The following is a 22,648-nucleotide window of genomic DNA, read 5'->3' on the forward strand; positions in this document are numbered from 1 at the left end:
CAGTTAAGCGCCCTCACGCCGATGGTACTACGGTTTTCCGTGGGAGAGTAGGTAGCCGCCGGGCCTTTTTCTTTTTCCTGGCAACAGGATCCTTTTCTGGTGGCGCACTCTTTGGAGTGCGCTTTTCCTTTTTTATGGGATTTGAAATATGCCGCTGAATCATGTTTTTTGCGAAAGAAAACGGTAAATTGGACTCTGGATTTTCCTGTACTTTTTCTCTCTTTCTCCCTATTGAGTGGAAACAGCTTGCGATAGCGAGTATACTGGTGAGAGGAGGAGCTTGTGGCACTGATCCGATTCTATAAACCTACTATTCGCCGTAAAGATATGGATGCTGTATTGCAGACAATGGTCGATGAGAAGATTGGGCCTGGAGAACGTACCGGTGAGTTTCTCCGCCAGTTCTGTACCCTTGTCGGCATGCAGGAGGGAATTGCCCTGCGCAGCTATGTCGATGCGCTGACCACGGCCCTGAAGCTTTGTGGCATCACGGAAGGGAGCCTGGTAGGGGTAAGCATCCTCTCCCCATCCCTGTATGAAACAGTCATAGAAAACCTTGGGGCAAAGGTGCTTCTCGGTGATATCGATCCTGAGCATGGCTGTCTTTCCCTGTCCGAGGCGACCAGGCTTGTCTCTGAGGGGGCACAAGCTCTGCTTATCCATGAGCCCATGTGCCAGATTCCCTATGGGTGTGACTACAGACAGCTAGGGGTGAAGGTGGTGGAGGACATCACCCAGAGCCTGGAGAGCGTATACGAAGAGACAAAAGCTGGCTCCTTCGGGAATCTGGTTGTCTGTGCCTTTGAGGAGGACTGCATTGTCTCCACCGGTGGGGGGGCTGCCTTGGTATTCAACGACCATGCCTTCAGTGCCCCACTGAAACACCTCTACAGGCAGGTCAGGAACTACGAGGAACTGCCGGACATGAATGCCGCCTTGGGCATCATCCAGCTGGCAAACCTCCCTGCCCAGGTGGCGAAACGGACAGAACTCTACAACCTATACAGAAAATCCCTGCTCAAGACAGCCCACAAGCTGTTTGGGATAGGAAATATCGATTTCATGCCAAATGGATATGGCTTTTGTGTCGTACTCGACTCCAAGGCTGAGGATGCCATCAAGTTTGCAAACAAATATCAGGTATCGGCCAAAAAAACATTTGAGGACAGCTTGGGTAGCCTCCATTCCCAACGATTTGACCTCTTCCCCCATGCTGTGCCACCGCTACTGCGGGCTCTCTCGTTTCCAACCTACCCATTTCTCAAGCAAGGTGACATAGAGATGCTGATGAAAGTACTATCCCATCTTCCCTAGGAGTTGTCATGAAGAAAAGAACATTGGAAAACGTGCTGATCATTGCCAATTGGAAGAAGACAGCCTCCCATCAACTCTCCGAGACCATTGCCAGATACCTTGGGGAGCGTGGGATACGTTCCACCATCTTCAGGACCTGCGAAGAGAGCGAGCCCCTTGTGGTGGAGGAGGGGACAGACTTGGTCATCTGCCTTGGCGGTGACGGGACTGTGCTCTACTGTGCGCGGTATCTGCAGGACCTTGGTATCCCGATACTCGCTATCAACCTGGGGACCTTCGGCTACATCACCGAGATCTCCGTCGATGAGTGGGAGGAGGCCATTGAGCACTACCTGATGGGAAGGAATTCCATCAGCCGCAGGCTCATGGTACGCGTCGCTGTCCTCAGGGGAGGAAAGAAGGTCTTTACCGGACATGGCCTCAACGAGATGGTAGTAACCTCCAGTGGCATCAGCAAGGTCATCAACCTCGCCTTGGCCATCGACAAGACCGACGCCGGGTACTTTCGTGCTGACGGCATAATTGTGGCAACTCCGACAGGGTCTACCGGATACAGCCTGGCCGCAGGCGGTCCCATCCTCGATGTGGACCTCTCCTCACTGATCATAACCCCGATCTGTCCCTTCACCCTATCGCACAGACCCCTGGTCATCAGTGGGGAATCGAAGATATCCATCAGCATCCTCAAGGGACAGCGTACAGGCCTGATGCTTTCCATAGACGGGCAACAGACCTGCACCTTGGAGGAGGAGGATATCATCGTTGTAGAGAAATCCAGGAGCAAGGCTCTCCTTGTCACAAGCGAAAGGCGTAACTACATCGAAGTAATACGTGATAAACTCAACTGGTCCGGAGGAGGTTTCCATGCTTGAGCGCCTTGACATCCACCACTATGCCCTTATCGATGATGTCTCCATCAATTTCGGTGAGGGGTTTTCCGTCATAACCGGAGAGACTGGAGCCGGAAAGTCCATAATCCTCGGAGCCCTCTCTCTGCTCCTTGGAGAAAAGGCCGATGCCCAGGCTATCCGTAGCGGCTGTGAAGTTGCTACCGTCAGTGCCAGCTTTTTTCTGGGTGACCGGATTCCCGTTGGAATCGCCCACTATCTTGAGGAGAATGACCTTGGCCTCGACGAAGGATGCCTCCTGCTTTCCCGGAGCATCAAGACAAATGGGCGATCGGCCATCTCCATCCAGGGCCGTGCGGCGACCCGGACCGACCTGAGCGCCATCAGTGAAGAGCTGTTGGACATCAGTGCCCAGCGGGACCACCAGAGCCTGCTTTCTCCTGCCAACCAGCTTCAGGTGTTGGACGCATTCGGCAACTGCCTTGGGGTGAAGGAGAGCTACCAAAGCCTGTACAGAAGATGCCAGGCCCTTCAGCAGGAGAAGGATGCCCTCAAGAAAAACCTGGAAAGCTCCCTACGGGAAGCTGAGTTTCTCAAGTTTGCCGTTGACGAGATAAAAAAAGCTGATCCCAAACCTGGAGAGGACGATGAGCTTACCGAGCAGATACGGACCATTTCGGCGTATGAGCAGATCCATGACAGCCTTAGCCTTGCAACCAACCTGTTGCATGGCTCGGAAAATGGGTCCAGCCTCCTTGGATCGCTGCATCAGGCGGGTAAGCTCATAGAGCACGCCAGCTCAAGCGACCCCAGCCTTACCAACCTGTACCAACGGCTTGACAGCTCTTTCATCGAGGTACAGGACATCTACGAGAGCCTGAGAGACTACCTCTCCTCCATGTCCTATTCGGAAGAGGAACTTGACCGCCTCCAGGGAAGGCTAGCCCTGTTGCAGAGGCTCAAGAAAAAATATGGGCACTCCATTGCCTCCATGCTGGCTTACAAGGCTGAGAGTGAAGAAAAGCTCAACCAGAGCGAACATGGTGAGGAACTTCTGATAGATCTGGAAAAGAAACTGAAGCTCACTCTCGGCGAATTGGAAAAGGCTGCACAGGTGTTGCACCAGGTTCGCCTACGGTCCGCCCTCGTCTTACAGAAAGAGATTGAGGAGACCCTCAGGACATTGGGGATGAGGGAAGCCCTCTTTACCATCGAAGTCAACCCTACCGCCCTTTCAGCCAGTGGAGGGGATGAGATAGCTTTCATGATCTGTGCAAACCCAGGACTGGAAAGCCGGCCCATCAAGGATGTGGCGAGTGGGGGAGAGCTGTCACGTATCATGCTTGCACTTAAGACCACCTTGAGTCATCATGACAGTGTGGGTACCCTGATTTTTGATGAGGTAGATGCTGGCATTGGCGGCAGTGTCGCCCTTTCGGTTGCCAAGCAGCTGAAGAAGCTGAGCAGGAGCCACCAGGTCATCGTAATAACACACCTCGCTTCCATCGCAAGCCAGGCAGACGAGCACCTGGTCGTCTCAAAAGAGGTTTCAGACGGGATGAGCTTCAGCCATATTGATGAGGTACAGGGCCATAGAAGGGAGCAGGAGATTGCCCGTATGCTCAGCGGCGATGGTGAGAGTGAGGTGAGCCTGGTCCATGCCAAGCAGATGTTGGATACTGTCGCCCAAGGGTAAAGGAGAGTCATCATGCATGAATGCAAGAGTAAAGAACAGGGATTTTATGTTGGTGAAGATGCCTCCAGGCCCCTTGCCGAAATATCCTATTATTTCAGGGACGAAGAGACGATAGTCATCGACCATACCATTGTTTCGGACACCTTGCGAGGGCAGGGTGTCGGGGGCATGCTGGTACGCAAGGTCATCGAGAAGGCAAGAAAGGAGAACCTGAAGGTAATTCCTCTCTGCCCCTATGCCAAACGGGTCATGATACAGAACCCCGACTACCAGGACGTGCTCTCGGATGATGAAGCCTAGGGGATAGTTCCCACTAGGGAAAGAAAAAGCCTCCTACAGATGCAGGAGGCTTTGTTCGTTAGTGGCTAATGGATGGAAATATCGAAGTTCAGCGCTTTTCCCAACGCGTTTATCAGGTCTATGTCAGTATCCTTGTGGGGCTTCTTCTCCATGCTCAAATACGGGTATACAGCATTCTGGATCTGGGTGAGGTCCGGTTGGAACGCGTGGTCCCGCACGATCTGCAAGAATTCCAGGATGAACCGGATGTTCTTGTCGTACAGACCAAAGGCCTGGATCTTCTCAGCCAGGTACTCCATCTCGCTGTTGAACAACCGTCTGATTATGTCCAGGTCGGTCGTTTTTGCGTATTTCACAAAAAACCCCAGCAGGATGATGAACGACTCCTTGAACTCATCCCACATCGGCAGGGTGCCGTATTTGAACAGGCTTTTCATCGCCCTGAGGCACGAGCCTATGTTCTCCTGGTAGAGCGATCCCATGGGGAGGTAGGGTGTTGCCTTTGCAAGCGAGGCATAGTGGTGGATCTCACGGGCGATCTTCTTGATCTCCCTGCTTTCCAGCCGGCAGATCCCATTGTCTATCTGGACAAAGAGCTGGTCACGCATTCTGGATGGGATATCCTCACTATCGATGAAATAGCTCTGGATCTCCCCATTTCTCATATCCCTGATGGTCAGCGTATAGGTCAGCTCCGATTTCCCCGGGGCCGGGTCGAGAACGGAACACTGGTAACGGATCAACGAGAAGGTATTGGAGATCTCCAGTATCTGGGTCTGTTCGCTCTTGTAGTCATATTTCTCCAGCCTGAACCACCCATAGGAGTCCACCTGGTCCTCTTTCAGGGCAATTCTCCTGTTGAGAACGAAGAAGAGGGTAGCCTCGACCTCCCCGGGAAGGATATCAAGGGCCTCCAGGGCGAGATCCTCCCCATCCCCATCCTGCCTGCGGTTGGATATGGCCAGCTTCAGGTCGGAAAGGAGGGACTCCAACATGTCTTCTTCGCTGAAGCGCTTATACAGCTCCACCGCCATCAGGGCATAGACTATGTTCTGCTTCGGTTCTAGGCCCGAGAGGTCATTGAAGAACCAACCGCAGCTGGTATAGGCAAAATGTCTGTATTGTATTCCCAGCAAGAGGGACGCAAGGTTGGTCCTCTCCTCCTGGGCAAACGGATATTCCTTGCCTATCGAGTCGAGGAACTCCTCCATGGAGATGAGTTTCGAGATGACAGGCCCGAATGACTCGACAAGTGGCTGGGGTTCAAGGCTACCGGAGAATATCCTGGCTATCTCCTGCTGGAAGCAGGTGTCGATCTTCTTGCTGAGATTGTCAAAGCTCTCGCGAAGGGGAGTCCTCCACTTCTGGTTCCACGACTCGTCGCCGCCTGTATGGCACCCACAATCCTTGTACCATCGGGAAACACCATGCACGCACGACCAGCTGGTTCCCTTGCCCGCCTCACCCTCATGCAGCTGGGCATGCAGTGTGGCAGGATGCTTTTCCAGGTAGGTTGCATAGTTGGTCAGACGGAAGTCCGACCGCTCCTCGACCTTCCTGATGAGGGCAGCGAGGGCCATGTCCCCGTAGGGTTCGTGATGGCCGTAGATCTCCCCATCGGTGGCAGTATGGATGAGGTCCTGCTGTTCTTCAGCCTTGATGGTCAGTAGCCGGGCATAGAGGTTGTCGGCATCCTGCAGAAGGTGGCCGAAGCTTATTCCCTCAGCAAGGCTGGGGTTGTAGAAGAAGGCACTGATAGTACGCCCTTTCTCCCCTGTAAGGATGAAAGGCTTGCCATAGGGTGCACTCTTGCCAGCGAGATCCACCATCTGCCCGTTCTCGTCCTCGATGCTTTTGCACTGCCAGGGGGAGAGGATGACAAACGAAAGGCCATACTCAGCGAGCAGGTCGATGACCATGGGGTTGATGCCGGTCTCTGGAAGCCACATCCCTTCGGCTTCCCTGCCAAAGCGTAGGGAGAAGTCCTTCAAGCCCCAGGCGATCTGGGCCCTTGCCTCGGCTTCCGTACAAAGGGGGAGGATAGAGTGGTTGAAGCTTTGCGCCATGGCGTTGCCATGGCCAAGCCGTTCTACGCTCTTCTTGTCCGCCTGGATGATCGAATCGTGGGTATCAGGGTGGTTTCGTTTGAGCCAACTCAAGAGGGTGGGGCCGAAATTGAAGCTGATGTACTCATAGTTGTTCGTCATCGATACGATGCGCCTGACCCCCGAAAGATAGCGGGAATGGGCATTTGCATTGTAGCAGTCGGCATAGATCCTTTCGTTCCAATCAGGATATGGTGTGGCGGAAAGCTGCTTTCCTATAATTCCTGTCCGGGGATTTTCCCTGGGAGGTTGGTAAAAATGACCATGGAGGATCAGGTCACTCACTGTGTTTTGTATCTTATTCATATTGCAGGGATGAGTATATCATATGATTGTATGGCAATGATAGGCCAATCAGGGATGTTTGGCTTGCCAAGCTGGGGGTTATAGCCGAATATGGAAGAAAGGAGAACAGAGCATGAGTATACATATTGTTGCAGACGAGGGCAGTGTAGCCGAGAGTGTCCTGCTTCCTGGGGACCCTTTGCGTGCCAAGCATATAGCACAGACCTATCTCACCGACGTGGTCTGCTACAACGAGATCCGTGGGATGTATGGATATACAGGGTATTGGAAGGGCAACCGGGTCTCAGTCCAGGGGACGGGGATGGGAATGCCTTCCTTCTCGATCTACGCCAACGAACTGATCGACTCCTATAAGGTCAAGCGCTTGGTTCGGGTAGGAACCTGTGGTTCCCTTGACGAGAAGCTCAGGCTGAGGGATGTCCTCATTGCCCAGGGCGCGGACTGTGACAGTGGGATGAACGTCTCACGGTTTAGCCTCTACCAACATGCACCGACGGCATCCTTTTCCCTGTTGCAGAAGGCCTACACCATTGCCCTGGCATCAAATTTGGGCTTCAGGGTGGGAAATGTCTTCACCACTGACCAGTTCTATGACCTGAAAGGCAGGGAGAAAAATGAGCTAGCACGCTCGTTGGGCACCCTTGCCGTCGACATGGAGACGAGTGAACTCTACACCCTTGCCCACCTGAAAGGGGTCGAGGCACTGACACTTTTGAGTGTGAGCGACTCGATGGTCACCGGAGAGCAGGTCCCGTCAAAGGAGAGGCAGACCACCTTCAATGCCATGATCGACCTTGCGCTTGAGACCCTCTTCGATTGAAGGCCAAAGTGCACGCAGTTGACTAACCTAGGCGTTTCTTTTACGATTGGTGCAACAAACCTATCGCTTTGAATACGTTTCTGGGAGCAAGCATGATTCTGATCAACATTGATTCCTTGTCCACGACTGAACTGCAGTACATAGCACAGCAAGAAGGGTTGGAGAACTGGCAAACTTTAGAACGAGAAGAACTGATTGATGAACTTGAGGAAACCTACGGCGAACAGGATGACGAGATAACCGCATCCTGGTTGAAGTCGAAGGGTGGTCGCAAGCGATTCTGCAATGCTCTTACCGATTTCAGAGGGAACAAGCAGGATGTAAACGGGTTGCCTGGTGTCGAGGACCTTCCTGATGTATATGCGGAAACCTCGATACACCTCCTGATGCGGGATCCTGTCTGGGCCTATGCCTATTGGTCACTTTCCCCTGCCACCAAGATCCAGGTCTTCGGTGAGGATGAGCAGCTTGGAGGATCCCTCTTTTTGCGGGTATTCTCCCTTGACCTGCTCACCTACGAGGAGAAGACCTTCGACATCGCTGTCGGCGTCGAGGATACCCAGTGGAACATCAACCTCCCGGCGATGGGAAATTCCTACAAGGTAACCCTTTGCTACAAGAACAAGAAGGGTCTGGAGATGGCCCTTGCCGAAAGCTCTGAGGTCTCTTCCTATCCCTCATACTGGGTAAACCACTATGAGGAGATGGCTATGGATTCCAAACTCTTCAACATTCATTTTTCTTCCTTGGTGACCAAGGAAGGGGAAATTGTCGACAATGCCGTGCTGCAGGAAATAGCACAGACCTTAAGTGGGGGGGTGCTTTGATGTCCAAGAAATCCGTAGCCTTTGTCCTCAATATTCATCTTCCCTATGTCCGTCATCTCGAGTATCCACGCTTCCTTGAAGAGGACTGGCTGTTTGAGGCGATCTCGGAAAGCTACCTTCCCATGCTGCGCATGCTGTACAAGCTCAGGGCAGACAAGGTTGCATACAAGCTTACGGTAAGTCTCTCCCCACCCATCCTGTGCATGCTCACCGATCCTGCCCTGCAGAATCGCTTCAACTCATACCTGGAGTTGCATCGCGAGCTGGGGGAGAAGGAACTGGTCCGCTGCCGCACCGAGCAGCCCGAGTTTCTGGAGATGGCCGAGTACTATCTTGAGCAGCTGAAACAAAACCTCACTGACTTCAATGACCTCTATCGATGCAATATCCTGGAAGGCTTCAAGAGCCTGGAGACAAGCGGTCACCTTGAGTTGATCACCACCGCGGCAACCCATGCCTACCTGCCGCTGTACAAAGAGTATCCGACAGCGATCAACGCACAGGTCGAGCTTGCAGTCCAATCCTTCCTCACCACCTTCGGCCACGTCCCAAAAGGATTCTGGCTCCCTGAATGTGGATATTACCCGGGCCTTGAGGAGACGCTGAAGTACCATGGCATCACCTGGTTCCAGGTGGCGAGCCAGAGCATGTTGCTCTCTCCCGAAAAGGTCAATTTTGGTGACTATCGCCCGGTACGCTGCCCCAATGGGGTGGCGGCCTTCCCAAGGGACTATCAGGCGACCAGCCTGGTCTGGTCCAACACAAGCGGCTACCCGTGTGACCGCAACTACCGCGAGTTCTACAGGGATATCGGCTATGACCTTCCGATGGAGTATATCGGAGAGTATATCCACCAACCTGAAGTGCGCGTCTTTACAGGCTTCAAGTATTGGGCCATTACCGGCCCTACTGACCAGAAGCAGCCCTATGACCGCAGCCTTGCCCAGAGCAAGGTTGCCGAGCATGCCAAGAATTTCCTCTATAACCTGGAAATGAAAGGGGATGTCCTTTCCGCTTCAATGGGGGAGGACCCTCTCTATACTCTCTGTTTTGATGCTGAGCTTTTTGGCCACTGGTGGTTTGAGGGTGTGGACTGGCTTGACCAGGTCCTACGCCTCAGTTCCAGGGAAGAGGAGCAGGTGACCCTTGTTACCCCCTCCCTGTTCCTGGCTACGGAAAATGACCTGCAGGTGGTGCGCCCCGCCTTCTCCTCTTGGGGCCAGGGTGGATACAGCTCGGTATGGCTCGATGGTTCCAATGCATGGATCTATCGGCACATCCACAAGTCCATCGAACGCATGGAGGAACTCGCTGTCCGTTTCAGCGACCAGATCAGCCTGAAGCAGAGGTTCCTCAACCAGGCAGCCCGTGAGGTGCTGCTCTCCATGGCAAGCGACTGGCCTTTCATCCTCTACAACAAGACAAGTTCAGAGTATGCGCAAAAGCGCCTTACAGACCATCTGAGAAACTTCAATGTGGTCTATGGGAACATGTGCAAGAATGCGGTGAACACCGAATGGCTGGTAAAGGCAGAGAAGCGGGACATCATCTTCCCGGACATCGATTACAACATTTTCAATCCGCAGAGGTAAGGCGACAGACCTTACCACCGGCACCCCCTTCTTTTCTGAGGAAGGGGCTTTTTTTTTGCCCAAAAACCTGAAAATCTCTGCAAAGGTCTACACCTGTTAAGCTGTTGTCCTCTGTAGGTGCCCATCACAGCACAAATTAGGTGCAACCCTCGGTTGTGTTCCAGTGGTAAGAAGTGTACATTAATGGGACAGTGTGGGAAGAAATCCCAAAAAAACTGTGGATTCTAAAGGAGTATGGGAGATGTTGACTGGTGAATTCTACAACACCATAGACGACAAAGGTCGGATCCTGATCCCCTCACGGCTACGCAACGCCCTCGAAGGCGATGCCTTGTACGTGACCCGGGGGTTGGAAAATTGCCTTTGGATTATGCTTCCCTCCCAGTTTGAAGAGTTGAAACGGATGATAGTCGATGGCCCTGGGGCCATGTTCGACCGGAAGATGCGAAACCTGCAGCGTGGCATGATAGCTCCTGCCCAGCTGTGTGAGATAGACAAGGTCGGAAGGATCAACATCCCTCCCAAATTGCGGGAGAGTGTGTTGCTGCTGGCCAAGCAGGAGAGCGTGCTGCTCGGCACAGGCAACTATCTTGAACTTTGGAACAAGGATGAGTACGAGCGGTACATGCAACTCAGCAACGATGAGTTTTTGGATGCGGCACAGTCGCTCAGTGATCTGATCAGGGAGAAGAATTGATGGAATACGTACACTATTCGGTAATGAAGAGTGAGATCCTGGACTACCTCGTCCCTCCTTTGGACAGGAAGGCCTACATGGTCGACTGTACGTGTGGGGAGGGTGGGCATACCCATCTCTTCCTTTCGACCTACCCACAGCTGCAGGTGACCGGCCTTGACCGTGATACCCTCATCCAGGAAAAGGCAATTGAGCGGATGCAGGCGTTTGGCGACCGATTCACCCCGGAAAATATCTGGTTTGATGAGTTTTTCGCGAGGTATGAAGGCCCTGAGCTCGACCTTGTGCTCTTTGACCTGGGAATCTCCTCCTACCACTACGAGGAATCAGAGCGAGGCTTTTCCTTCAAGCGCGGGGAGCTTCTGGACATGCGTCTGGACGAGAGTGCCCCCATCAGCGCCCTGGATGTGGTCAACGGCTATCAGGAAGAGCGGCTTGCAAATGTCATCTACCAGTTTGGGGAGGAGCGCTACTCCCGTAGGATAGCACGCGCAATAGTGGAGAAACGGAAGACCGGCAAGATCACGCAAAGTGACGAGCTTGCCTCGATCATATACAAGGCGGTTCCCTCAGGGTACCGCTACGGACACATACACCCGGCAACACGGACATTCCAGGCCATAAGGATTGAGGTGAACCGGGAACTGGACAGGATCGAGCCAGCCATACGGGGGGCGATCAAGGCCCTTGCAAGTGGTGGCCGTCTTGCGGTGATCAGCTTCCATTCGTTGGAAGACCGGAGGGTGAAGTGGCTTTTCAAGGGCCTGGTGGAAGAGGATAGCCCAACCATCAGGATCCTGACCAAAAAGCCTTTGATACCTTCAGAGGCCGAGAGTGCGGAGAATCCTCCCAGCCGAAGCGCAAAGTTGAGGATTGTCGAAAAGATATAGGAAAAGGTGATTGGTATGGGAGATGACTGGTACACTTCTGATCTGAGGGAAATACCCAAAAAGATGGACCACAAGCTGGTGCAGGTCAGGCATGCATCAATTCTTGGCATGTTGCTTGTCGTCATGGTCAGCATGACCATCCCTGTATGGCAAAGTGCCGTAAATCGTTCACTTGAAGTCGAATATAGGATTCTGAACGCCTCCCTTGGCGATCTTGAGGAGCAGCACAGGTTGCTTCGCTCCCAGATAGCACAGAAAACCATGCCCGAGGCCCTCTCTGAAGGGGCCTGGAAAGAGGACATCCAGTTCCAGCAGATCGATGCAGACCATCTTCTGATGGTCGGTAGGGGGCTCTGATGGCTAGAGTCGGTGGATTTTCCAGCCAGCGGTATCCTGTCGCGCACGTCGCCACCATGTGTGGCGGCTTTGTCATGCGACAAGGTTCCCAGTTGGTTGAGGATGTCCAGATCGACTCCAGGCTCTGTAGCCGGGGATCCCTCTTCTTTGCCCTGCCCGGGGCACATGCAGATGGCGTCTCGTATGTAGGGAAGGCAGCACTGCTGGGCTGCAGTGCCGTGGTGGTGAGCCACGCTGACACCACACGCGCCCTTGAGATGGTAGGCTCCTACCCCTGTGCTGTCATCGCTGTCAGGGATACCCTCTCTGCCCTGCAGACCCTTGCACGGGAATACCGCAAGCTCTTTGCTCAGGTTACAGCAGTGGGAATTACCGGCAGCTGTGGGAAAAGCACCACCAAGGAAGCCATAGCAGCCATCACCTCAACTTTGGGCAATACCGTAAAGACACCGGGAAATCTCAACAGCGAGATAGGCCTGCCCTTGAGCATCCTCCAGTTGCAGGGTGATACCCGCTACGGGATCTTTGAGCTGGGGATCGACCATGTCGGCGAGATGGATAGGATGGTCTCGATGCTCAAGCCTGACATAGGGCTTCTGACCAACATAGGCATCTCCCACCTGGAGAAGTTCAACAGCAGGGCAACGATCCTTGCAGAAAAAGGCAAACTCTTCCACCCCGCCATGCAGATGGGTTTCGTCTCTGAGGATTGTCCGTTTGCCAAGGTGCTGGAAATGCGCTCCAAACTCAGCCTCAAACGGTATGGCATGGGGGATATACAGGCAGTGGACAAGGGTCTTGACGGGTGGGACCTTACCTTTGAAGGGGAGCGCTTCCATGTCAATTGTGTCGGAAAACACCTGCTCAGCGATGTCTTCGGTGCCATCCAAGTGGGTCTTGCCTTGGGTGCAGACAAAGCAGACATAGCCCAGGGCCTCGAGGGATTCTTGCCGATGCAGGGTAGAAGCTATGTGCACAAAAGCGGTGTCACCATCATCGATGACTCCTACAACGCAAGCCTCGACTCCACCACCTCGATCCTTGGCTATCTGGCCGGTCTGAAGTGGAAGGGCAGCAAGAAGGTTGTCCTGGGATCCATGAAGGAGCTTGGCAAGGAGAGCAGGGGCGCCCATGCCAAGGTTGCAAGGCAACTGTTTGCCTCCCCTATGGGAAACACCTATCTGTACGGACCCGAGATGAAGGGTGCCTATGACCTGCTCAGGCAACTGGGCTATGCAAGCCCACTTTTCTATACCGATGATTTCTCCGAGTTGGAACAGAGCATTGTGGAGAAGACCCGCTGTGGGGACCTCTATCTGCTCAAGGCCTCACGAAGCATGGCGATGGAGAGGCTGATCCCTTCCATAAGCCAGGCAGGGTAGGGTAGAGCTATGGAGAGAGTGACAACACTGCTGTTCGAGTTGGCCATGGCCTTCTTTCTCACCTATGGTATCTCAAGGGTGCTCATCCGCTACATCCCGATGATGAGAAGCTCGATCAAGCCTGAGCTCGAAAGTGTGCAGGCCCAGAAGACAGGAACCCCCTCCACAGGGGGGCTTGCATTCTGTCTTGGCACCACAGCAGTTACCCTGCTCTCGCCTGAGCGGTTTGCAAGCTCCCTCCTGCTCCCCCTTCTCAGCCTGCTTTTGTTTGGCACCATAGGGCTGGTCGATGACCTGGCCAAGGTGCATAAGGCCAATGGTGATGGCATCCCATCCCTCCTCAAGCTTGTCCTGCAGGGCTTGGCTTCCGCCCTGTTGCTTGTTGTCCTTCGTCGAAGCGGAAACCTCACCACCACGCTGCGGCTGCCATTTTTGGGACGCCAGGGGTTTGAGCTTGGGCCTTTCTACCTGGTCCTTGCCTGGTTCTACCTCATGTACTTTGTGAATGCAGTAAACATTACCGATGGTCTGGACGCCCTTGCAGGAGGGTCGTCCCTTCCCCTGCTTATTCTGTTGGCTTTTTTTTCCCTCTCCTCAGGCACACCCTTTTCCCCGGCCCTGATAGGCTCGATGGTGGCCTTCCTGCGTTTCAACAACAAACCGGCACAATACTTCATGGGGGATTGCGGCAGCCTTGCCCTAGGGGGCTATATTGCACTCTCGGCCCTCATGCTCAAGACCGAAGTGGCCCTGCTTGTGGCAAGCGGGCTGTTTCTTGTGGAGTTTTCCTCAAGCCTGATTCAGATCATCGTCATACGGAGCACGGGAAAAAAAGTCTTTTCCATTGCTCCCTTGCACCATGCCTATGAGCTGAAGGGTGTGGAGGAGACCAAGATTGTTGGCTCTTTCACCCTCTATTCCTGGCTGTTCGCGATGGTTGGTCTGCTGTTGTTCCTGGTGATGAGGTAGGGGTGGAATATGGATAGATTACGACCATTTGATGACTGGGAAGGCCAGAGGGGGATTTCCCAAAGGACGCTGACGGAAACCGGGGGCAATGCTAGTGCCTTCACCTTCCTCTGTGTGGTGCTCATCCTGACTGCACTCGGGCTCATCATGCTCTACAGTGCCTCCTACAACGAGGCACTTATCCACAACCTTCCCCACTACTATTATTTTCAGCGCCAGCTGATGTTTGCCACCCTTGCGCTGGTCTGCTCTGTCTTCATCCGATTCTTGCCGCTCTCCTGGATACGCCACTCTGCGATGCCCCTCCTGCTGCTTTGCCTTGGCCTGATGGTGGTCACCCTCTTCACTGACTACGGTCAGACACGGTTGGGGAGCAGGAGATGGCTTCAGGTGGGAAGCCTGCCATCCTTGCAGCCTTCGGAACTGGTAAAGGTGAGCACCATACTCTTTTTTGCCAAGTTCCTCAGCCAGAAGGATGGGAGCATCCCGTTTTGGAAACGGTTTGCACTGCCTCTCATCATTACCTTGCTATTCTCCGTCCTGATCCTGGCCCAGAAGGACTACTCGACCACCATCCTCTACCTGGGTCTCTGTGTATCGCTCTTGTTGGTCGGAGGGATGAAGGTCTCCACTTTGCTGGTCTCGTTTGCCTTTCTTGTCGTGCCTGCTGTAACCCTCATGTTGGCAGAACCCTATAGGGTCAAGCGGGTGTTCTCCTTTGTATTCTCCGAAGTTGATCCTGCTGGGATAAACTACCAGATCGTAAACTCCCTCAAGGCCATTGGGTCGGGGGGCCTGTTTGGGGTTGGGCTGGGCAACGGAAGCTACAAGCTTGGCCTGATACCCGAGGTGCAGAGCGATTTCATCTTTGCCTCCATCTGCGAGGAGATCGGGTTTTTCGGCATTGCCCTGATGCTGGTCCTCTTTGCGATGTTTGCCATCCTTGGATACAACGCCTATGCAAGGATGCGCAGCCGTGACAGGTTCCTCAGCTATACAGCCTTTGGCATCACCACCATGATCGTCTTTCAGGCCATCATCAACATAGCGGTGGTTACCGGCATGCTCCCTCCCACCGGCATCCCCCTTCCTTTCTTCAGCCAGGGGGGCACCAACCTCTTTGTGGTGATCTGCCTATGTGCCCTGCTCTACAGGATACTGCTTATCAGCAGTGGCCGAATCCCTCTTGAGAAGAGCAGCCTCCCCCAGGAGGTGCGTGAGGAGATCCTGTTCGGCAGTGACCAGGACCAACTATGAGGAAGATGCGTATCGGGATGAAGATTGTGCTGGTCCTCGTGCTGGTCCTGCTCCCTCTCACGCTCTTCTCGCTCTGCCACATCCCCGCCTTCTATGTTGATTCCATCAAGCTGACCATATCCGATGTCGGCCTTGATACCCCCTATGCCCTGAAACGTGCCCTTGCCCAGTATAGGGGTGTCTCCCTGTTTTCCTTTCGCCTTGCCACGGTGGAAAGGGAGCTGGAAGAGCTGGCCCTGGTCGAACAGGCAGAGGCAAGGCGCAAGCTTCCCTCGACTCTGTTGGTGGATGTTACGCTTTTCTCTCCCCCAGCCTTGGTCTATGCCCATGATGAGGACGAAGTCGTCACCGCCGTCTATGTCCTGCAGGGTACCTCCTTGCTGGCCCTGGACAAGGAGGATTGGACTTTGTTTGAGGGCCGCACCCTGAAGGTGGAGATTCCCCAGGGGTATGCCTCGATGATGGCCAAATATGGTGTTGACGGGAGTTTTCAGCAAGTTATGGACCTTGTGGCCTCTCTTGAGGGAAATACTACCTTGATAACTCGCATAAAATACGATAATAATAGTAGTAACAGCTTTGGAAAGATGATTTTGGAACTCTCCGCTTTACATGCCCAGATTTGGTTGAGGGAGCCTGTCTCTTCTGCACAGGTTTCCCAAGCCATACAGATGGTCCAGGAGGACCAGAAAGAGTCCCTTTCTTTCCTGAGTTCACACATATTGCGATATGACCTCTACAAAGGGGCCATGGTACGCAGGAAGTAGGACCGACCAAGGGGGTTGCGTTAATGGCTGGTGAAAAAATGCTGATGGGGCTGGATATAGGTTCAAGCCGGACCAGGTGTGTTATCGGGTCGGTGAGCCGGGAAGGCCTGCTCATGGTCGACAGCATCTGTGAACGGCCAAGCGAAGGTGTCCGTTCCGGCTCAATCGTCAATATAGAGCTGACGCTTAAGACCATCCAGTCGGTGATCAACGAGGCCGAGCTCCAGGCTGGGGCTGAGATAGCCGAGGTTATCATCGGAATTGGTGGGGAGAATATCATAGGGATCCCAAGCACCGGGGTGGTGGGGATCAACAGCAAGGACCAGGAGATCAAGCGCGAGGACATCTTTCGCTCCCTGGAGGTTGCCCGTGCCTTTGAGCTTCCCCAGGACAGGGAGATCCTGCACACCCTTGTCCAGGATTTTCAGATCGATGGACAGGTAGGCATCAAGGACCCCATCGACATGCTTGGCCACCGGCTGGAAAGCAGGGTACTCATTGTCACAGCCAGTTCTGCCATCTGCCAGAACCAGCGGAAATGCATCCAGCGGTCGGGCCTTGGTGTGCAGCGTCTGGTATTGCAGAGCCTGGCCGATTCTGAGGTGGTCCTCAGTTCCGAAGAAAAGGAGATGGGAACCATCCTCATCAACATCGGTAGCGGCATGACCGACATCATAGCCTACAGCCATGGCTCTCCTGTCTATACAGGGGGAGTCAACCTGGGAGGTGAGGCAGTTACCGGCGACATCGCCTACATCCTGAACAAGACAAGGGCAGTAGCTGAACAGATAAAGTGCGAGTCAGGACACAGCTATGTGCCTTCGGTATCCAGCGAGGATATGGTCATCATTCCCCAGGTTGGGGGATTGCCTGCCATCCGGATGCCCAAGAAGGAACTGAGCAAGGTCATAGAGCCACGCATGGCGGAGATCTTCTCCCGCCTGCAGAACGACCTGGAGAAGGCAAATGTCCAGGGTGGTTTCGGTGGTGGTGTCGTCTTGGTCGGCGGCGGTGCCCTGCTCAGTGGGGTCACCGAGCTTGCTAGCGAAATATTCCGCCTGCCCGCCCGGCTGGGATTCCCTGAAGCGATCGGGGGACTTGACCGGTCCTACATAAGCCCGATGTATTCGACTGTATTGGGATTGCTCAAAAGTGAGGCGAAAAAGGTCAGGGAGGTCTCTCCCAAGGCCAAAGCCCATAAGGAACGGCCTCGACGCAAGGAGGATGGTGCATCCTCGAAGATCAAGAGTTTCTTTAGGACGTTGTTTTGATGAGCCTGGTGGCAAAGGATTTTGATATGGATTTCGGAATGTTTGAAGTGGAAGATATGGTGCATGACGAGCAGGTCTCTGCAACGGTCATCAAAGTCATCGGTGTCGGAGGCGCTGGGGGAAATGCGGTCAACCGCATGATCGCCAGCGGGCTGAAGAAGGTCTCCTTTGTGGCGATGAATACCGACATGCAGGCCTTGCAACGCTCCAATGCCCAGGTGAGGATTCCCATCGGAAAGGAGCTCACCGGAGGCCTCGGAGCCGGAGGGATTCCTGAGGTAGGGGAGAAGGCTGCCCAGGAGAGCAAGGAGGATATCCGTCGCGAGATGGAGAACGCCGACATGGTCTTCATTACCGCAGGCATGGGAGGTGGTACGGGAACCGGAGCGGCCTCTGTGGTTGCTGAGATCGCCAAGAGCTGCAATGCCCTTACCGTCGCCGTAGTCACCACCCCGTTCGCCTTTGAAGGAAAGAAGAAGCTATTGTTGGCACAGGCTGGGATCGAGAAGCTGCGCAAGCAGGTAGATACCCTCATCATCATCCCCAACCAGTACCTTCTGAAAGTCGTGGAGAACAATACCCCGATCAAGCAGGCCTTCCTCATGGCCGACGAGGTACTCTACATGGGTGTCCAGGGCATCAGTGAGCTCATCACCGAGCCTGGGGAGATCAACATAGACTTCGCTGACGTGCGTACCGTCATGAAAGGCAAGGGTGATGCCCTGATGGGCATCGGTTTCGGGGAGGGTTCCAACAGGGCTGTAGATGCAGCCAGACAGGCTATAAGCAACCCCCTTCTGGAGAATGCCACCATTGAAGGTGCGAAGAGTGTATTGGTCAACCTCTCCGGCAGTGACACCCTCACCTTGCAGGAGTACCAGGACGTTGTGGAGATCATCACCGAGAAGTGTGCAGAGGATGCCCTCATCATTGCCGGCCAGGCCTACAACCCGGAACTCGGTGACCGGATCAAGGTTACCGTGGTTGCCACAGGGTTTGAGAGAAGGGAGGAGGTAACAGGGGCAGAGGTCTCCGAAATGGAGATGGTCAAGCGCCGCTACGCCTCCACGACGAAGGGTGAGGAACCTACAGAGGTAGCTTCCAAGAAGGGAGAACAGGACGTGGGCTCCATCCAGGTTAACCGTTGGCAGGACCTGCAAAAGCAGATCAACAAGGTCCCCTCAGGAAAGGACAACGACTACTCGATCCCCGCTGTCCTTCGCTATACTCGAAAGCCGGATGAAAAATAGGAATGTCCAAGGAAACCGATGGGCAGTTGCTTGAGGACTATACCGATTACCTGATGCTGGAGAGAAGGTTGGCCAAGGCTACCATCTTTGTCTACCGTCAGGAAATCGGGTTCTTTTTTTCTGCGATCGCAGCGGACGTCTCCACCATAGGGTCCTCCGAGGTGGAAGCCTATCTGGTCGAAAGTGCCAGGCAGCGCACCCTTTCTGCACGCACGGTCTCACGCAACCTCTGTGCCTTGCGTTCGTTCTTCCGGTTTCTCCAGAAGGAGAGGATTCGCGAAGACAACCCTGTGGAGCTGATGACCTCGACCCGCTTGCCCCCCGATGTCCCGACCTTCTTCACCGTCGAGGAGGTCGACCTTTTGCTCTCCAGCATCGACGAGAAGGATCTTCTGGGCAGGAGGGACCGAACGCTCTTTGAACTGATTTACTCCTGCGGGCTGCGCATCAGTGAGGCGTGTGACCTGAAGGTAGGCGACTACAGCAGGGATTCGCTGAGGGTATTGGGCAAGCGCAACAAGATGCGCATGATCCCCGTGGGGGAGGTTGCTGCCTCCTGCCTGGACTCCTATCTAGGTGAGGTCAGGCCCCTTTTGGTGAAGGCCCGCTCTACTGAGCAGGCCCTTTTTGTGGGAAGACGGGGAAGAAAGCTTACCAGACAGGCCATCTTCAAGCGGTTCCAGGAGTATGCGAGGCCTCTGGGGCTTGAGGGGAAGGTCCACACCCTGCGCCACAGCTTTGCGACCCACCTCCTCAGCGGTGGTGCAGACCTACGCAGTGTACAGGAGCTGCTCGGCCACAGCGACATCCAGACGACCCAGGTCTACACCCATGTACAGACCGAAGAGCTGAAGCGTTCCTATGATGCGTACCACACCCTTGAGGAAGAAAACCAGAAATGAGTGTATTGTTCATTCTCTGTCCCATCATTGCCATCGGGGCCATCGTCGATGCCATTGCAGGCGGTGGCGGGCTCATTACCCTTACCGCCTATGTGGCCGTCGGGCTTCCTCCACAGGTGGCCCTGGGAAACAACAAGTTTGCCTCGGCAAGCGGCACTGCCATCGCCTGCTACCGGTATATCAGAAATGACCAGGTCGACTGGAAGGTCGGCAGCATTGCGATGCTCACCTCCCTTGCAGGCTCTGCCGTGGGCTCCTACATGGCCACCATCTATGCAGATACCTACCTGCACTACCTGCTCATATTCCTGGTTCCTGCAATCGCCGTCTTTATCATGGTCAAACCCGATTTCGGGCAGGCCAAACCCATGGAGGCCAGGCTTGCCATCCCTTTCTCGGCCGTGATGGGCCTGGCCATCGGCCTATATGACGGATTCTTCGGACCTGGGACCGGGATGTTCCTTACCATCATCTTTACCTCGGTCATCGGGCTTGACCTTCTCAGGGCCTGCGGGACTGCAAGGGTCGTGAACCTTGCCTCCAACATCGCGGCAGTGGCCACGTTCATCCGGTTCGGGAGCATCAACTACGCCATAGCCATCCCCTGCGCCGTCAGTGCCATCATAGGTGGGTATATCGGCAGTGGCCTGGCCATCCGGGGTGGGGTGAAGGTCGTCAAGCCTGTGATGCTCTTTGTCCTCTCCCTGCTTTTGCTCAAGGTGGTCGCCTCCACATTCGGCCTGTTCTGAAGCAAGCTGGGACTTTCCCAGCCTTAGGGTGATATGAAGCTCTCCTTGTTGCTTGCTATCTCGCTGTTGCCCCTCAGAGGCAGGCAGATGCTCTCCCTTGCCCGGGAAAACCCCAGCCCTAGGGAGATACAGAGGCGGTTCCCCCAATATTGGCAGCCCTCCAGGGTCGAAAGGATGCTCTCCTTCCTCCATCAGGGTAAGGAAAACCACATCGTGTTCCTGGGGATGGAGGAGTATCCCTCCCTGCTTGCACAAGAGGAGAACCCTCCCTTCCGACTCCTCTATCGGGGAAGGCTCCCAGGGAAGGAGGAGAGGCTGCTCTCCCTGTGCGGGACGCGCTCTTCCTCCCTGGGCGCCGAACAGGCCGCCTACCACCTTGCCCTCGAGGCAGGGGCCAACCAGGTGGCCCTGGTTACCAGCCACAGTCCCGGCATCGACCGATCTGCCCTCTATGCCATACGCGATGGGCATGGTTGCGGCTTTGTTCCCTGCGACTGTGGGCTCGACACCCCCAGGATCAGGGAGAATAGGCTGCTTGAGGGGATGAACCTCATCTCCAGCTACGAACCCGATGATAGGGCCCACAGGTTCCGGTGCCTAAGCCGCAATGTGCTCACCGCGGCCCTTTCCCCTTTGCTGGTGGTAGTCCAGGCCCCCTTGAAGTCGGGCGCCCTGCACTGTGCTTCCATGGCCCTGGACATGGGTAGGGAAGTGGTTGTCCATTCCTGCGGGACCAATGACCTGCCCTGGAGTGCAGGCAGCCGCCAATTGGCGGAGGATGGGGCCCCTGTGGTGTCGGGTTACGCAGAGATAGCCTCAGCATTGCACTACCCCCATAGCCGTGTCGTCAGCCTGGCAGGGGGCGTTGGTGCAGTGTACCGTTATGGCAACTCATGCTATAGTATCAGCCATGGCGACGAATGATACGGACCAGGTTGTGCAGGCATTCTTTGCATACCTCAGGCACATCAAGGGCTCGAGCGAGAAGACCATCCTGGCCTATGGAAGCGACCTGGCAAGACTGAAGGAGTTTTTGCAAACCATGGATCTGGACCTCATGGAGATGGCCCCTGCCGATGCGCGCCTCTATGTGCGCCATCTTACCGGGGAGAACACCTACAGTGAGTCCTCGGTCAACCGCATGCTCAGCTCTTCTCGCTCCTTCTTTGCCTATGCCCTCAAGCATGAGCTGGTCAAGGTCAATCCATTCAGCCTCATCTCCTTGAGGCGGAGCCGTTCGACCCTGCCCACCGTCCTGACGGTTGCGGAGGTGGTAGCCTTGCTCTCCCTCAGCTATGAAGATTTTCCCTCGACCAGGAACATGCTGCTTTTCTCCTTGCTCTATGACAGTGGCTGCCGGATCAGCGAGATGCTCTCAGTCAGTGAGGAGGATGTGCAGAACGGCTCAAGGCAGATCCGCATCACAGGCAAGGGCAAAAAGGTTCGCTATGTATTCTTTACCGAGCGAACCCAGCGCCTGATCACCTACTATCTCAGCGTAAAGCATGCCCGTTTCGGAAGGACAGAGTACTTGTTTTGTTCAGATTCCGGAAAACAGTTGCCGCAGAGCACCGTTGGTAGTATTTTTGCAAGGTATAAGCAGACCCTTGGGTGGCAAAAGAGCTTTACACCGCACGTGTTGCGGCACAGCTACGCCACCCATATGCTGGACAATGGCTCTGATATCCGCTTGGTCCAGGAGTTGCTCGGACATGCGAGCATCTCCACCACCCAGATATATACCCATGTATCACAGAAACGGTTGGCAAAGGTGTATGCCTCCTGCCATCCGCATGGAAGGAAACAGAATGAGTAGTTTTAAGGGAACGACGATAGTCGCTGTCCGTAAGAATGGAAAGGTTGCCATAGCCGGAGACGGCCAGGTCACAGCCGGAGATACAATCCTCAAGTCGAATGCGCATAAGGTGAGGACCCTCTTTGATGGGAAGATCATCACTGGGTTCGCAGGTGCCACTGCAGACGCCTTCACCCTTTTCGAGCTGTTCGAGGTTAAGCTGAAGCAGTACAACGGGGATATTACCCGTTCGGCTGTGGAGCTGGCCAAACAGTGGAGGACAGACAGGCAGCTTCGCCAGCTTGAGGCGATGATGCTCGTCAGTGACGGGACGAAGATCTTTCTCATCAATGGGGCCGGTGATGTCGTCGACCCCGAAAGGGATGCCATCGGCATCGGCAGTGGAGGCAACTTCGCCCTCGCCGCAGCCTTGGCCTATCTGGATACGGCTCCTGAGCTCACCGCCCGGGAGATCGCCGTCAAGAGTGTGGAGATCGCCGCAAAACTCTGCATCTATACCGATGACTCGATCATCGTCAAGGAACTATAACAGT

General features: G+C 54.6%; 22 protein-coding genes. 21 read left to right on the top strand and 1 reads right to left on the bottom strand.

What is annotated here, in order from left to right; translation table 11 throughout:
* Positions 1–282: 282 nt before the first annotated feature.
* From ROJ03_RS10280 to ROJ03_RS10295, 4 genes are read left to right on the top strand one after another with little or no spacing between them, the layout of a single operon-like run.
* Complete coding sequence (locus ROJ03_RS10280) at positions 283–1,314, top strand: DegT/DnrJ/EryC1/StrS family aminotransferase (RefSeq protein ID WP_313726965.1); 1,032 nt, start codon at positions 283–285, stop codon at positions 1,312–1,314.
* An 8-nt stretch (positions 1,315–1,322) separates the two neighbouring features.
* Positions 1,323–2,186, top strand: a complete 864-nt coding sequence (locus ROJ03_RS10285) for an NAD(+)/NADH kinase (RefSeq protein WP_313726966.1) — start codon at positions 1,323–1,325, stop codon at positions 2,184–2,186.
* Positions 2,179–3,858 carry a DNA repair protein RecN gene (recN, locus tag ROJ03_RS10290; RefSeq protein WP_313726967.1) on the top strand — a complete coding sequence of 560 codons (1,680 nt, stop codon included), beginning with the start codon at positions 2,179–2,181 and terminating at the stop codon, positions 3,856–3,858. The genes ROJ03_RS10285 and recN overlap by 8 nt, the downstream gene beginning before the upstream one ends.
* Before the next feature lie 12 nt (positions 3,859–3,870).
* Positions 3,871–4,158 carry a GNAT family N-acetyltransferase gene (locus tag ROJ03_RS10295; protein ID WP_313726968.1) on the top strand — a complete coding sequence of 96 codons (288 nt, stop codon included), beginning with the start codon at positions 3,871–3,873 and terminating at the stop codon, positions 4,156–4,158.
* A 65-nt stretch (positions 4,159–4,223) separates the two neighbouring features.
* Here ROJ03_RS10295 and ROJ03_RS10300 read toward each other — a convergent pair whose 3' ends face one another.
* Entirely contained in the window at positions 4,224–6,569 is a 2,346-nt protein-coding gene (locus tag ROJ03_RS10300) for a DUF3536 domain-containing protein (protein ID WP_313726969.1), read from the bottom strand.
* Positions 6,570–6,681: 112 nt separating this feature from the next.
* Here ROJ03_RS10300 and deoD point away from each other — a divergent pair, with 112 nt between their 5' ends.
* From deoD to hslV, 17 genes are all read left to right on the top strand, one after another.
* Positions 6,682–7,389: a purine-nucleoside phosphorylase gene (deoD, locus tag ROJ03_RS10305; RefSeq protein ID WP_313726970.1), complete on the top strand. Its 708-nt coding sequence runs from the start codon at positions 6,682–6,684 to the stop codon at positions 7,387–7,389.
* 92 nt (positions 7,390–7,481) lie between these two features.
* Positions 7,482–8,216 (top strand): DUF4912 domain-containing protein, encoded by a 735-nt coding sequence (locus ROJ03_RS10310; protein ID WP_313726971.1) that lies wholly within the window; start codon positions 7,482–7,484, stop codon positions 8,214–8,216.
* On the top strand, positions 8,216–9,808 hold the full coding sequence (locus tag ROJ03_RS10315) for a 1,4-alpha-glucan branching protein domain-containing protein (protein ID WP_313726972.1): 1,593 nt from the start codon (positions 8,216–8,218) through the stop codon (positions 9,806–9,808). The genes ROJ03_RS10310 and ROJ03_RS10315 overlap by 1 nt, the downstream gene beginning before the upstream one ends.
* A 241-nt stretch (positions 9,809–10,049) precedes the next feature.
* On the top strand, positions 10,050–10,505 hold the full coding sequence (gene mraZ / locus ROJ03_RS10320) for a division/cell wall cluster transcriptional repressor MraZ (protein ID WP_313726973.1): 456 nt from the start codon (positions 10,050–10,052) through the stop codon (positions 10,503–10,505).
* Positions 10,505–11,395 carry a 16S rRNA (cytosine(1402)-N(4))-methyltransferase RsmH gene (rsmH, locus tag ROJ03_RS10325; RefSeq protein ID WP_313726974.1) on the top strand — a complete coding sequence of 297 codons (891 nt, stop codon included), beginning with the start codon at positions 10,505–10,507 and terminating at the stop codon, positions 11,393–11,395. Before mraZ ends, rsmH begins: the two co-directional genes overlap by 1 nt.
* Positions 11,396–11,410: 15 nt before the next feature.
* Positions 11,411–11,752 carry a hypothetical protein gene (locus ROJ03_RS10330; protein WP_313726975.1) on the top strand — a complete coding sequence of 114 codons (342 nt, stop codon included), beginning with the start codon at positions 11,411–11,413 and terminating at the stop codon, positions 11,750–11,752.
* On the top strand, positions 11,752–13,134 hold the full coding sequence (gene murF, locus ROJ03_RS10335; protein WP_313726976.1) for a UDP-N-acetylmuramoyl-tripeptide--D-alanyl-D-alanine ligase: 1,383 nt from the start codon (positions 11,752–11,754) through the stop codon (positions 13,132–13,134). The genes ROJ03_RS10330 and murF overlap by 1 nt, the downstream gene beginning before the upstream one ends.
* A 9-nt stretch (positions 13,135–13,143) precedes the next feature.
* Positions 13,144–14,103: a phospho-N-acetylmuramoyl-pentapeptide-transferase gene (mraY, locus tag ROJ03_RS10340; protein WP_313726977.1), complete on the top strand. Its 960-nt coding sequence runs from the start codon at positions 13,144–13,146 to the stop codon at positions 14,101–14,103.
* Between the two features lie 9 nt (positions 14,104–14,112).
* Positions 14,113–15,360 carry a putative peptidoglycan glycosyltransferase FtsW gene (locus ROJ03_RS10345; RefSeq protein WP_313726978.1) on the top strand — a complete coding sequence of 416 codons (1,248 nt, stop codon included), beginning with the start codon at positions 14,113–14,115 and terminating at the stop codon, positions 15,358–15,360.
* A complete protein-coding gene (locus tag ROJ03_RS10350; RefSeq protein ID WP_313726979.1) occupies positions 15,357–16,127 on the top strand; it encodes an FtsQ-type POTRA domain-containing protein in 771 nt (256 codons plus the stop codon). The genes ROJ03_RS10345 and ROJ03_RS10350 overlap by 4 nt, the downstream gene beginning before the upstream one ends.
* Before the next feature lie 23 nt (positions 16,128–16,150).
* Entirely contained in the window at positions 16,151–17,398 is a 1,248-nt protein-coding gene (gene ftsA / locus ROJ03_RS10355) for a cell division protein FtsA (RefSeq protein WP_313726980.1), read from the top strand.
* A 26-nt stretch (positions 17,399–17,424) separates the two neighbouring features.
* The gene (ftsZ, locus tag ROJ03_RS10360; protein ID WP_313726981.1) at positions 17,425–18,648 is read left to right on the top strand and encodes a cell division protein FtsZ; all 1,224 of its coding nucleotides are present in this window, start codon (positions 17,425–17,427) and stop codon (positions 18,646–18,648) included.
* Between the two features lie 2 nt (positions 18,649–18,650).
* Positions 18,651–19,550 carry a tyrosine-type recombinase/integrase gene (locus ROJ03_RS10365; protein WP_313726982.1) on the top strand — a complete coding sequence of 300 codons (900 nt, stop codon included), beginning with the start codon at positions 18,651–18,653 and terminating at the stop codon, positions 19,548–19,550.
* Positions 19,547–20,299 (top strand): TSUP family transporter, encoded by a 753-nt coding sequence (locus ROJ03_RS10370; RefSeq protein ID WP_313726983.1) that lies wholly within the window; start codon positions 19,547–19,549, stop codon positions 20,297–20,299. The genes ROJ03_RS10365 and ROJ03_RS10370 overlap by 4 nt, the downstream gene beginning before the upstream one ends.
* Positions 20,300–20,332: 33 nt before the next feature.
* Complete coding sequence (locus tag ROJ03_RS10375; protein WP_313726984.1) at positions 20,333–21,223, top strand: DNA-processing protein DprA; 891 nt, start codon at positions 20,333–20,335, stop codon at positions 21,221–21,223.
* The gene (gene xerA / locus ROJ03_RS10380; protein WP_313726985.1) at positions 21,210–22,115 is read left to right on the top strand and encodes a site-specific tyrosine recombinase/integron integrase; all 906 of its coding nucleotides are present in this window, start codon (positions 21,210–21,212) and stop codon (positions 22,113–22,115) included. The genes ROJ03_RS10375 and xerA overlap by 14 nt, the downstream gene beginning before the upstream one ends.
* Complete coding sequence (hslV, locus tag ROJ03_RS10385; RefSeq protein WP_313726986.1) at positions 22,108–22,644, top strand: ATP-dependent protease subunit HslV; 537 nt, start codon at positions 22,108–22,110, stop codon at positions 22,642–22,644. Before xerA ends, hslV begins: the two co-directional genes overlap by 8 nt.
* Positions 22,645–22,648 lie beyond the last annotated feature (4 nt).

The organism is Sphaerochaeta sp. PS (genome assembly GCF_032144095.1).
GTDB lineage: Bacteria > Spirochaetota > Spirochaetia > Sphaerochaetales > Sphaerochaetaceae > Sphaerochaeta.